The following is a 13221-nucleotide window of genomic DNA, read 5'->3' as shown; positions in this document are numbered from 1 at the left end:
AAATAAGCACAATGAAAAAAATTATAAAATTTATATTAGTTAGTTTCTGGACTTTTTTATCTATCTCTTGTAGCGAGGATTTCCTTGAAATAGATCCGGAACAAAATGTAGCTGCAGAAAATGCAGTAATAGACATTAATACGCTTCAAACTGCGGTAAATGGGGTATATAGTAATTTACAAAGCAATGGGTATTATGGAAGGAATGTATATGTTATGCCTGAACTTATGGCTGATAATCTTTACCTAAGTTTGAGAAATACGGGGAGATATCTTGATTTCAATAATTTCGTTGTAAGTGAAGAGGATTCTTATGTAGAAAGTGCCTGGAATTCAATATATGAAGTGGCGGTAAATGCTACACGGGTAATTGAGGGAGGCGAAAATTTACTGGAGCAATTTCCCGGTCAGGAAGCTCAAATAAAACAATTACTTGGAGAAGCTTACGCTTTAAGAAGTTTGGCTCATTTTGACCTCGTACGTTTATTTGCACAACCTTATAATTTTACTGCAGATGCTAGCCACCCTGGTATACCCCTAATCACCGAAATTAATGAAAATGAAGTTTCCCCATCTAGAAATTCGGTAAATGAAGTTTATCAACATATAAACTCAGATCTCAGTACAGCGGTTTCATTAATGACAGAAGCCAATCAGGACGGCAGGTTTTCCGTGAATGCGGCATACGCCTTAGCGGCAAGAGTGGCCTTATATGAAGAAGAAAACGAGCAGGCCATAACTTATAGTACAAATGTTATTGAAAGTAGTGTTTTTTCACTTATTCCAAATGAAAGGTATATGGATCTATGGTCGGTGGATTTCAATGAAGAAACCCTTATGGAAGTTATCAATACTATAGCAGATAATGCTGGGACCAATGGTTTGGGACACTTTTTTGACGTGACTGGATATGCAGATGCCTTGGTAACAGAGGATCTTGTTGCTACTTATGATGAAAGTGATGTTCGCTTGCTTGCCATTTTAGAAGGTTCTAAACCGGGAGCAGAAGAGGAAGCTTATTTCGTGAATAAGTTCCCTAATGGGACTTTGCATGATGATAATATTAAAATTTTAAGACTAGCAGAGCAGTATTTAATAAGAGCTGAAGCTTATGCGAAGACCGGACAAAACGAGCTTGCTCAACAAGATTTACAGGAAGTGATAAACAGAGCAAATCCTGGTGCTGAGGAGGTCTCAGAAGTCGGGAATGAATTAGTTGATAGAATCCTATTAGAAAGAAGAAAGGAACTGGCCTTTGAAGGTCATAGACTATTTGATTTAAACAGGAATAAAAAAGGAGTGAGTATAGATCAGGGGGAAGGACAGGTAATTGAAGCTTCATATCCCAATGAGAAATTCATATTACCAATTCCATTAAGCGAATTAAATGCCAATCCACAGATAGGGCCACAAAATCCCGGTTTCTAATGAATTAGCCATAATTCAATAGGTATTTTAATCTAAATCGCGGGAGGGCATCATGTTTTTCCGCATTTAGATTTTTAATTATTAATCAAGGATTTCAATAATGACTAGAAACCTATTATCTTTCATCCTTCTTTTAGGCTTGTTAGGGAATCTCTCGTGTGGAACCAAACCAGAGTCCGTTTCACAGAATTCAAATGAAATTACTACTGACAAGACGTTGGATGGATTTTTTCGGGAACTTGAGGAAAAAGAAATGTTTAGTGGTGCTGTGGCTGTAAAGAAGAATGGCAAAATTCTGTTGAAAAAAGGATACGGTAAAGCAAATTTCCAGTTTGATAAGGATTTTAAAGCTAATACTCCTATGGAGGTAGCCTCCGTTTCCAAACAATTTACAGCAGCAGCTATAGTTTTATTAGAACAACAGAGTAAATTAAATATTGAAGATAATGTTCAGACTTATTTAGATGATTTTCCCTACTCTGAAATTACCATAAAACATCTTTTAACTCATACTTCAGGCCTGGTAAATTATGCCAGCCATTTTAGAAAAAATTGGGACACTACTAAGGTTGCATACAATAAAGACATAATTTCCTATTTTAAAACTGAAAAGCCAGATCTGGAAAGCGTTCCAGGGGAGAAATATAGCTATTCCAATTCGGGATATGTTGTATTGGCAGAAATAATTGCGAGAGTTAGTGGAGAACAACTAGATGAATTTCTACATAAAAACATCTTTCAACCTGCAGATATGAGATCGAGTGCCTTTTATGAACGAGACACGATCTGGAAAATGAAAAATTATGCTCCCGCGTATATGCTGGACCTTAAAACCTGTGCATATACCAAGCCGGAGAATCTTCCGGGGAAATATTACTATACCTTTTTAAGCGGCAGATTAGGCCCGGGCAGATTATCTTCAAGTATAAATGATCTTGTTAAATGGGATAGTATATTAAATACCAATGCAATATTCAGCGAAAAAAGTAAGCAGAAAATCTTCCAGGTTTATAAGCCAGAAAAAGACAGCTCCGATTACGGATTTGGATGGCATATTTATAATGATGATAGTCTGGGGAAGGTAGTTTATCACACCGGGAGTTGGGCAGGAAACCTCACTTCTATTAAAAGATATATCGATGATAAGAGTTTGATCGTTGTATTAAATAACAGGTATAATACCGCTTACCTAAAAGATATCCGGAAGCAGGTTGAAGGTTATTTAAAGGGTCAAACTCTGGAGGTGCCTAAACAGAAAATAGAACATCTTTTACAAAAAGAAATCTGTAATTTAAATAAAGAAAACCTGTATTCCTGGTATGAAAGTATTGCAGACGAAGCCGAGATCTCTCTTGAGGCTTTAGCAGATCTGGAAAAGGAATACCTGGAAATAGATGAGCCCCGAAAGGCAAATCTGGCAAAGGACCTAAGTTCTTTTATTACAAACTCAAACTAACATATAGAACTGAGCAATATGAAATTCAAATTAATGATTCCACTCAGCTTCCTGCTCCTCCTTGGACAGTATATTAATGCGCAGGATTATGACCTTATTATAAGGAATGCCACTATTTATAATGGATTAGGAGATGAACCAAGGGTACAGGATATCGCAATAAACCAGGATGAAATTGTAAAGTTGGGAGACCTCAAAGATAAAACAGCGAGTAAAAATATTGAGGCAAAATATAAGGCTGTGGCTCCAGGTTTTATTGATACCCATGCTCATATAGAAAACATTAGAGAGCTACCTACTGCAGAAAGTGCCATGCGCCAGGGAGTAAGTCTTCTCATTGGCGGGGCAGACGGAGGCGGCCCCGATGATTTCCCCGGCTATCTTGACAAAGTAAGCGAGCTGAAGTTAGGGGTTAATGTGGGTTACCAGGTAGGTCATAATTCGGTTCGCGAGAGGGTTTTGGGCACAGAGAACCGTAACCCAAGCGAAGAAGAATTATTGCTAATGCAGGAACTGGTAGCTCAAGCCATGAATCACGGCGCCTTTGGTCTAAGTACCGGGCTAACCTATGTGCCAGGGACATATTCTGAAACCGAAGAGGTAATTGCCCTGGCCAAAGTTGCAGCAAAACATGGAGGTTTTTATTCCTCCCATATTCGCGATGAAAGCCTGGGCTTGATCGAAGCTGTCTCAGAAACTATTGAAATAGCTGAAAAGGCCAATATCACGGTAGTACTCAGTCACCATAAAGCCCTGGGGGCCGGGATGTGGGGCGCAAGTGAAAAAACGCTGAAAATGGTGGATTCTGCCAATGCAGCCGGTTTAGATGTGAGATTAGATCAATATCCATATACAGCCAGTTCTACAGGAATATCGGCTTTAATCCCTTCCTGGGCACGCGCAGGGGGAAGTGAAAAATTTAAGGAACGACTTCAGGATAAGAAATTAAGAGACAGTATAGAGAAAGGAATTCTTTATAATATAATCCACGTGAGGGTTGGAGACGAATTAGAACGTCTACAATTCAGAAAGTTCGGCTGGAAACCGGAATTGCAGGGAAAAACCATGGTAGATTGGCTGGAAATGGAAAAGCTCGAGCCTACTCCCGCCAATGCTGTAAACCTAATCATTGAGGCCCAAAAAAACGGTGGAGCGCAAATGATCTATCATGTTATGCACGAAGATGATGTAAACCGGATCATGAAACACTCTACAACCATGATAGCTTCAGACGGGAAATTATCCGAACCGGGCGTAAATCATCCACATCCCCGTTCTTACGGGACCTTTCCCAGGGTTCTCGGTGTATATGCAAGAGAGAAAAAAGTGCTAGGTCTTTCCGAAGCTATAAAAAAAATGACTTCGATGCCGGCTGATCTCCTTGGACTCAATGACCGGGGCAGAATAATGGAAGGCTGTATAGCTGATCTGGTAATCTTTGATCCTAAAAAAATTAAAGATATGGCCACTTTTGAAGAACCTCATCAATATCCCCAGGGAATTGAAACCGTCATCATAAACGGACAGATAAGCCTGGAAGATAATAAACTCACAGGAGCTGCTGCCGGAAAACTTATCACCCCACAAACCACAAAACCTTAGAATCATGAGATCATACAAATCATTATTCATAATATTTCTATTCCTGCCCAGCCTCCTTTGGGCCCAAGAAGCCATCACAAAGAGCATCTTAAATGATAAGGATAGCTTTTATTACATCAATACCAAGGATTATCCTGAAGGGGAAAAAAGCCTTCCAATAGGCGTATTTGATTCCGGAATTGGTGGGTTAACGGTGCTTGATGCCATTGTTAATTTTGATGGCTTCAACAATGAATCTCTTGCTGCAGGTGCCGATGGTGAAATCGACTTTAAAAAAGAAGAATTCATTTACCTGGCCGATCAGGCCAATATGCCTTATGGAAATTATTCTGCAGAAAATAAAGATGCGCTATTACTAGAGCATATTCTTAAAGATGTACAGTTCATCCTTGGAAACAAATATTATACCTCACCGGAATCCCAAACATTCAGCACCGACAAATCTCCTATTAAGGCGCTAGTTATTGCCTGCAATACGGCTACGGCCTATGGAAAAGAGAATATTGAAGCTTTTATGAAATTGGCGGAGTTAGATATAAAAGTAATTGGAGTTATTGATGCCGGGGTAAGAGGATCTCTGGAAAAACTGGAGCACGATGAAGACGCTACCATAGCTGTAATGGCCACGGCTGGAACAGTTTCCTCCAAGGGCTATGTAAACACCCTTTACGAACAAAAAGACAAACTGGGCTACACCGGAAATATTGAAGTCTTTCAGCAAGGAGGAGTTGGAATCGCAGAGGCAGTAGATGAAGATTCCGATTATTTCGATAAAGAACTAACCGAGCCACGTGAAAGCTATAAAGGGCCCGATCTTAAGGGGAATTTAAAAATAGATAAGGCTCTTATGGATATTTATAATTTTGACTATGACGATTTCAAGATGCTTTGTGATACCCAGGCCAGCGATGATTGTAATATTCTGCAAATTAACGATGCTGAAAATTATGTGCGCTATCACCTTGTTTCTTTAATGGAAAAGATTAGAAAGGCAAATGTTCAACAACCTTTAAAATCTATTATTCTGGGCTGTACTCATTATCCTTATTTAACAAGGGAAATCGATCGTGTACTAAACGAATTATATAACTACCGTGAAGATGATGGGAGTCTCCGTTACCGTCGGTTTATGACTAAAGATATCGATCTTATTGATCCTGCAGTAAATACTGCCCTAGAATTATTTCAGCATTTGAAGGAGGAAAAGCTTTTCAATGAAAACGGTAATATAAACAACAGTGAATTTTACATTAGTGTCCCCAACCAGGATAATCCAAATATTATAACTAATGAAAAAGGAGATTTTCCTTATGAGTATAAATACGGCCGGTCTGAAGGAGAAATTCAGGAGTATGTAAAAGTCGTACCCTTTAGCAGAAGAAGCATTTCGGCGGATATTTTTTCACGATTGGAATTCCAGCTTCCGTTCACGTATAATTTAATAGAAAAATTTATTGATAATGGTACCAAAATTGGCAGATAGTTTCATATTGTCAATTTACTTATTATATCCAGAGCATTTTATTTTTTATTTTAAACTCAAACTCGATCTAACTCTTAGGTTTTGGGATTGACACTATATTTTACTTGTAGATTTACTCCCTATAGCGCCGTTACATTAACTTTTTTGATGCATTTATTTTATAACATCCTGGCCTGGTAAAGCGTATAAAAAGAGTGGGCGAAGCCGCAGCGGCTTTATGCCGCTGTCCGGGAAAGGATGTTGTTATTTACATCTTAAAAAGGGGAGGGGCGTAAGGATAATGTTTGCATATGGATCAGGAAACACCACCACTTTATTGAGAAAGAAAGAGTATGATCTGAATTCCAATCTGGCGTACTTCATCGAAAAATTGTAATGGAGCGTTCCGATTTTTCATCGGGTTAGCGTAATGGAAGTCGCAATTTCTTCGATGGGGTCCAAGACTTGTGTAGAGAAGCGCTTTTCACGAAATGAAGCTTTTGCGAAATGGAGGGTAATTGGCAGAACGGGTATTAAATTACTCGCGACAGTTTACCTAAATTTCTTTTTATTTGAATTCCCTATTTTTAGAAAAACTGTAGGATATGACGATAATACAATTCAAAGGGCAGCCTTAGAAAGAAAATAACTAAATTAGTTTGCCTGAGAAGTAACATTGTTAATCGCAAAAAACCGCCTACCTAATCCCATAACTTGTCTACAATCATATGCCTTGTGGCTAATTTTTAACAGGTGCTGAAATACTATGAAAATGAAAACAAGGACTTTGATAATTAGAGTAATATTGTTCGCTGCAACAATCGTTTTCCTGTACTTTGTGCCCTGGCCTATATTACAAGCCTGGATAGTTCCATTACCGGATTCAATTCAAAAACAGGTAAATAAAGCAGAGGATTACGGATTTGATGGGATAATTGTATGTGTAAACAAGAAAGGGAATCAATCAGAATTTTATACTTCGGGCTATAAAAACAGAGAAAATAAAACCCCCGCAGACCCGAATTCATTATTTAAAATTGCTAGCGTAAGTAAGTTGTATAATGCCTTAGCTGTGGCAAAGCTGGTTAATGATGGAAAATTATCATTGGAGAAAACACTCGCAGATTATTTACCAGAATTGAAAGGTAGAATAGAATATGCCGATAAAATTACTTTACGGATGTTAGTACAGCATAGAAGTGGTATTCCAAACTTTACAGACACTTATATGTATTGGGTTGCTCCTAAGGAAACCACTGACGAACAACTTGCTTTGGTTTTGGATAAACCTGCCAATTTTAAACCCAATGAAGATTATGAATATTCCAATACCAATTACTTATTACTAGGAAGAATTATGAACCGGGTGCTTGGATATGATAAATTCGAATACATTCAAAAAGAAATTTTAGATCCTTTGAACCTAAAAAATACTTTTAGTTCTATCCAGGAGGTAAACATAGATGATGTAATGAGCGGTTACTATGTGGGATATGATAAGGATTTAAAAACGGATAATGTAGGTTCCATGTTGGCTACGGCAGAAGATTTGAGCAAATTTATTCGAGCCTTAAATGATGGTTCCGTATTTAGAAATGAAAAAGAACAAGAGATATATTCTTCCATTTATGGATATGAGCACACTGGTTTAATACCAGGCTATCAAACTATTGCCAAGTATCATAAAGATATAGATGTGGTAGTAATTCAATTTACAAACACGGTGAATTTTGATGGTTATAATTGGAATATGTCAGAAATAATGTTCAATCGTATTGTGAAAATAGTTAAGGAAAAAGAATAAGCGACAATTTAAAAAAAATAAAAATGTAAGTTTTCTAAAAGATTATTGAGTATTTTTCAATGGGCGTTTATACGATTTGTGGGAACTCACGCCGAGTATGAAAAAGTAAATGCGGCCACGATTTAAAACAAAAGACTATGAAAATAAAACCTATAAAGACAGAAAAAGATTACAAACAAGCTTTAGAGAGAGTAGAAGTAATTTTTGATGCTGACTCAAATTCAAAAGAAGGAGACGAAGCGGAAATCCTATCACTTTTAGTCGAGAATTACGAAAATCAACATTATCCAATAGAAGCTCCAGATCCAATAGAAGCAATTAAAATAAGAATGGAAGAAATGAATCTCAAACAAAAAGATTTAGTTGGAATTATTGGAGGAAAAAGCAGGGTTTCGGAGATCTTAAACAAAAAGAAAAGATTGACAATAGATGTGATTCGAGAATTAGAACGGATTTTAAATATTTCTGCTTCAGTACTTGTGAATAATTATAAGCTGTCGAAGTAAAAAACAAAGGGTACCATCGGTTAATAAACAATTGGTAATTGAAAAGATAAATAATTCAAAACCTGAATATCTACTGTTGTCAACCCTGACCAATGCCATAAATACACAAAACATACGAATGAGGAATTTATTTTTACTACTTCTATTATTAATTTCAAGTCAAGAGAGTTTTTCTCAAAATGAAATTATAGCTGAAGAAGACATTCCAGTATTGGATATTATTATAGATTCGTTGGAAACCGAGTATCAGAACAGTCCCAGATCCAATATAGAATCACTGCCTCAAGGAACCGGGGATTATTTTGAAATAAAAACGAATAAACCTGAAGAATTTATTCTTGCTTTGACCAATGAAGTAGAATTAGACTCTTTGTTGAAAAATTTCCCAAATCTTCAAATTGATCGAGATCTACTGGTTTTAAAAAACAGGGTAGAATATTCCAATGGCGAACAAAAACTACAAATTAAATCTTTTCAAATAAAAAATAACAGTGAGCATCGCATTACAATTGATTATACAGATTCATTGTCTAGGGAAAATATTAAGTTTTATTATACTTCCTACACAAATAAGAAATTAAATTCAACAAATATTAGAGGTTTTAAGATTAAGAAGCATTTTTCAAAAGTCATCTTACCCGAAAAATATGCTGACTGGGTTTCATATACAGACTTTCTTGTTTTACCCAATCAAAATTTATTTTTCAATATTGATAGTAACCACAACTCACTATATAATCGGCAGGAAAATATTATCGATTCCTTAGTTAATTATTATGCAGTAAAAACACATAAACCAAAGCGCTCTAAAAATCAGGAATTTATTTCTTTCCAAAAAAGCTTAAATGATTGGGAGAAAAAAAGATCATTTTTTGCTGATAGCTTGTTTAATGAAGATTCAAAATTTAAGGAATTACTTAATTTATCTTTAGAATATGCCGAAAACGAAGAAAAATCTAACGGTGAATTGGAATTTTTCACTGCGGAGTTAATTTCTAAAAAAAAAGCATTGAAATTAATGCGTTTCAACCAGCACGTTGGTTCGTGTAGTTTTGATAATGGTCCAATTATTCAACAAAAAAGGATGGCTAGTTTGGCAGCCCAAATACCAAATTGGGGTGTCTTTATAAAATCATTTTTGAATGTGATGAACGATCAGGTTTCAAGGGTAGCTAATAGTAATATTGCTTCTAACGCGAGAAAAACGTATATAGAAGAATTGAGTAAGCTAAATCTTAATATTCCAAAATTATTACTGGGGTCAAATTTGAGAATCGATAATGAGAACCAGCAACATTACTTTTCGGATGGATCAAAAATAGGTAAAGCTTTTTCCGCATTGGATGAAAAAAATCAGGCGTTTTTTGAACAAACTATTTCAGATTTAATTCAGGATGAGCATGTTGATGCTTTCAATAAATTACATTTTTATAATACTTTAAAACATTATCAATATTTCATAAAAGATACTATTAAAAAGAATGAAATAGAACAAAGAATTACAAAACTAGAAGAGCATATGCCGCCAGTTCTACAATCAAGATTTAAGAACCCAAATAAAGAACTTAAAGACCTTCTACGTGAAGAAATAAATGAACTTGAAAAATTTGAAATTTTAGATACCTCTATCGGTAATATATATTCTTATAGTTATGGCGGAGATTGTTGGATGGCGGAAATTCGAGATAAAGAGAAAAATAGCAAAATAATATATGATCTTACAATGCCAATTGAGGACAGTATTACTCCTCTAGAAAACTTTCTACTTAGAAAAGATTCTTTAACCAATAGAATTAAAGAACATGATTTTATAAATAAACTCTTAAGTACAAATTCAGAGAATCAGTTATATCTTAAATTTACTGGAGATAGGTCATTTTCGAATTTTAGGAATAGAGTTCTAAAAGAAATGCCTAAAAAACTTGAGAAATTAAATTACAATAATGCAATATCCTTCTATATCTCTTATCCCAATAGAAAATATGTTCGATACATTCTACTAGAAAATAGTAATGTAATTATGCTAAGTATACCGAAAGATTTTAAAATCCCAGGATATGATTTTGAAGAATTACTCACAGAAACTGAAGAGAATTTCTTTTCTAAATCCTATAAAAGTTTCAAGATATTTGATGAAAATGGAGAAATGCTGAATTAATAAAGATAAGAAAGTGTCTTATTGCCAGCAAAGAAGAGGTGATTACACTCTAGATGTGATTTTTAGGTAAAATGATTTATTGTAAGCTTCTCTTAAAAGCGAACTTTTTAAAAGTAAAAAATATTATTTTTAAGTAATTACCCTGTAAATTGAATTCTAATGTTAGAACTGGGGAAAGTTTATTTACCAACGTGGCTTTCTTATGACCCGGAAACAAATGGCTATTTCGGAGTGATGGTGCCACCTGTTTCGGTCAAACAGTGCCACTTTGAAAGATACTGCAATTATATAAAAAATTAATGTTACTCGTTCTTTAAAGCTCCTTTTCTTAGTGATTCTCCTTTGAGGTCGATCCGATGCGAGGAGTTCACGATCCTGTCTAGGATAGCGTCTGCAATAGTTCCTTCCCCAATAATATCATACCAGGCGGATACAGGTATTTGTGAAGATATAATTGTGGAAGCTTTGTTGTACCGGTCATCGATGATATCCATCAGTGTTTCCCTGGCGTGGTTATCAAAACTCTGCAGGCCAAAGTCATCGAGGATCAGTACATCCGCTTTAATGAGTTTCCCAAGTTCCTTAAGATAAGTGCCATCCACTTTACTCAGTTTTAATTTCTTAAAAAGGCGGGCAGTATTGGTGTAAATGGTTTTGTATTCCATCATACACCCCTGATGACCTAAAGCCTGGGCCAGGTAACTTTTGCCAACCCCGGACGCCCCGGTAAGGATAATATTTTCCTTTCTGGTGATAAAATCCAGTGTCCCCAGGCGGGTAAACATGTTCTTGTCCAGGTTTCGTTGCTGGGTGTAATTTACATCGGCCAGGTTCGCCTCTTGTTTAAAGCCGGCCTGTTTTAAGAGCCGCTCTATCTTCCGGTTCTGCCGGTCTTCCCATTGGTGATCGATCAGCAGAGCGAGGTATTCATCAGCAGTGATATTCTCTATACGATTGTCCTTTATGTGCTGCTGGTGCAACTGGGCCATAGCCCCCAGGCGCATTTGTTTAAGTTTTTCAATAGTCTGATTGTTATTCATATTCATTGGATTTAAATGGTTTATTATTTATATGCAGAAGCACCCCGTAAGTTATCGTGTTCCGGGATGTGTGGTTTATCTTCTTCGAGATCCTGGTAAAACAGGGAGCTTTTGTCCAGGTTGTTTTTCAGGATATTTTTAATGCGCAGGTAAGTAACCGCGTCTGCCTGCAAAGCTCTTTTACAGGCATCATCCAATCGCTGGGAGCCATAGGATTTATGGAGCTGGATGACCCCCATAGCTCGTTTATATCCTATTTCAGGATAGTCTACCGCGGTGATTATTTTCTCAATACAGCCCAGCACGTGCTTGCCATGTATGGCCGCTTTCTTTTTAAAAAATTCAGGACTCCAATCGCTATAGTATTTATGGGTACTGCTTAAATGATCTTTGTTGGTATTATAACTGCCTTTTGATGGGTTGCGCTGGTGCAGGGCGATCCGCTGATGATAATAATATACTTCTACAACGGAACTGGTATAATGGATGGTGGTTTCCTTTCCTATGTAACGATAGGGTGCGCTGTAATAACTTTTATCCGGGGAGAAGTATACATAGCCTATTTTCTGAACCTTTGCCCTTCGGTAGCCTTTCAGTTCATAGACTGTCTCTGGCAGGGGCTTTAGGTATTCCCGTTCCACAGATTGGAAGAGTTCCCTGCGACTGGCTTCCTTGCGGGAGAACAACAGGTCATTGTACCGCTCCAACAAGCGTTTTATCTCCCGGTTCAGATCTTCCAAAGAGAAGAAGCTCATTTCCCGAAGGGGATAATAGATTCGCTGGTAGGCAAGGTTTACGGCATTCTCCACCAAGGCTTTATCTTGCGGGGCATAGCCCCGGGCAGGATTTATCACACAGTCGTAATGCCGTGCGAAGTCTTTAAAACTCCTGTTGATGTCAGCCTCATACCTGCTGGCCCGGGTTACCGCTGATTTTAGGTTGTCGGAGACAATGGCTTTGGGAACGCCTCCATAAAAGTGCAGGGCATTACAGCAACAGGTAATCAGGTCCTCTCGTTTCTGGCTCCTGCAGGCTTCCACGTAAGTGTACTGGCTGTTGGGAAGGATGGCTACAAATACTTCTACCGGGATTAGTTCACCGGTTTCCTTATCAATAATTTGGAGCTTTTTGCCGGCATAATCAATAAAGACTTCATTCCCAGGATCGTGTTCAAGTTTCATCGAACCTTTAACCTTGGCATATTTGCGCCGGTAGTGTTCCATAAACTGGGTATAACCATAAGGATCTTTAGCCTGCGCTACATATTCCTGATAATGGTATAAAAAAGTAAACCCTGGATGATTCCGGGCCTTGTTGACCCCCTCAAAATATAACATCAGTTCCTCATAACGAGGGTTGTCAATAGTAGTGTGTGAAGGAAAAAGCTTTTCTAAGCCAGCATTATCAAGGGCCAATAATTCCTTAAGGGAAGAGCCGCTGGCCTTGAACAGCCGCATATAAGTATTTACCGTATTGCGGGAGATCCCAAGGGTGGCACCTATTTTACGGTTGCTAAATCCATCGAGATGTAAGGAAATAATTTGTTTTAAGTCCATTGGATCAAGTGTATTGGCCATATCGCTTGTTTTTAAGCGACAAGGTATTATTTACTTGATCTTTCAAAGTGGCACAAAACGAACCGAAACAACTGGCACAAATCGAACCGATATAGGTTCACCTATAACCTAAAAGTGGCACAATTTGAACCGAAATGCCTGGCACTAACCGACCGAAATCACTGGCACAAATCGATCCGAGATATCCAA

At 37.3% G+C, this 13221-nt stretch carries 9 protein-coding genes; 7 read left to right on the top strand and 2 right to left on the bottom strand.

What is annotated here, in order from left to right; all coding sequences use genetic code 11:
• Window positions 1–11 precede the first annotated feature (11 nt).
• The 7 genes from BM084_RS14740 (at window position 12) to BM084_RS14705 (ending at window position 10415) form a co-directional block, all read left to right on the top strand.
• Window positions 12–1427 carry a RagB/SusD family nutrient uptake outer membrane protein gene (locus tag BM084_RS14740; RefSeq protein ID WP_075327674.1) on the top strand — a complete coding sequence of 472 codons (1416 nt, stop codon included), beginning with the start codon at window positions 12–14 and terminating at the stop codon, window positions 1425–1427.
• Window positions 1428–1527: 100 nt separating this feature from the next.
• Window positions 1528–2883, top strand: a complete 1356-nt coding sequence (locus BM084_RS14735) for a serine hydrolase domain-containing protein (protein WP_093305768.1) — start codon at window positions 1528–1530, stop codon at window positions 2881–2883.
• Between the two features lie 33 nt (window positions 2884–2916).
• Window positions 2917–4485, top strand: a complete 1569-nt coding sequence (locus BM084_RS14730) for an N-acyl-D-amino-acid deacylase family protein (protein ID WP_198036119.1) — start codon at window positions 2917–2919, stop codon at window positions 4483–4485.
• A gap of 4 nt (window positions 4486–4489) precedes the next feature.
• A complete protein-coding gene (locus BM084_RS14725) occupies window positions 4490–5968 on the top strand; it encodes a glutamate racemase (protein ID WP_075327671.1) in 1479 nt (492 codons plus the stop codon).
• A gap of 745 nt (window positions 5969–6713) precedes the next feature.
• The gene (locus BM084_RS14715; protein WP_218152253.1) at window positions 6714–7751 is read left to right on the top strand and encodes a serine hydrolase domain-containing protein; all 1038 of its coding nucleotides are present in this window, start codon (window positions 6714–6716) and stop codon (window positions 7749–7751) included.
• 137 nt (window positions 7752–7888) lie between these two features.
• On the top strand, window positions 7889–8257 hold the full coding sequence (locus BM084_RS14710; protein ID WP_075327668.1) for a helix-turn-helix domain-containing protein: 369 nt from the start codon (window positions 7889–7891) through the stop codon (window positions 8255–8257).
• Between the two features lie 118 nt (window positions 8258–8375).
• Window positions 8376–10415, top strand: coding sequence for a hypothetical protein (locus BM084_RS14705; protein WP_093305766.1), 2040 nt, complete (start codon window positions 8376–8378; stop codon window positions 10413–10415).
• A gap of 302 nt (window positions 10416–10717) precedes the next feature.
• On the opposite strand, the gene istB is transcribed toward BM084_RS14705, so the two are convergent.
• Window positions 10718–11455, bottom strand: coding sequence for an IS21-like element helper ATPase IstB (gene istB, locus BM084_RS14700; protein ID WP_075327970.1), 738 nt, complete (start codon window positions 11453–11455; stop codon window positions 10718–10720).
• Between the two features lie 23 nt (window positions 11456–11478).
• Window positions 11479–13032 (bottom strand): IS21 family transposase, encoded by a 1554-nt coding sequence (gene istA / locus BM084_RS14695; RefSeq protein WP_093303511.1) that lies wholly within the window; start codon window positions 13030–13032, stop codon window positions 11479–11481.
• Window positions 13033–13221 lie beyond the last annotated feature (189 nt).

It is taken from the genome of Salegentibacter agarivorans, from assembly GCF_900113135.1.
GTDB classification, from domain to species: Bacteria; Bacteroidota; Bacteroidia; order Flavobacteriales; family Flavobacteriaceae; genus Salegentibacter; species Salegentibacter agarivorans.
Note: the sequence above shows the minus strand (reverse complement) of the source record. Positions and strands in the feature narration are given on the sequence as shown.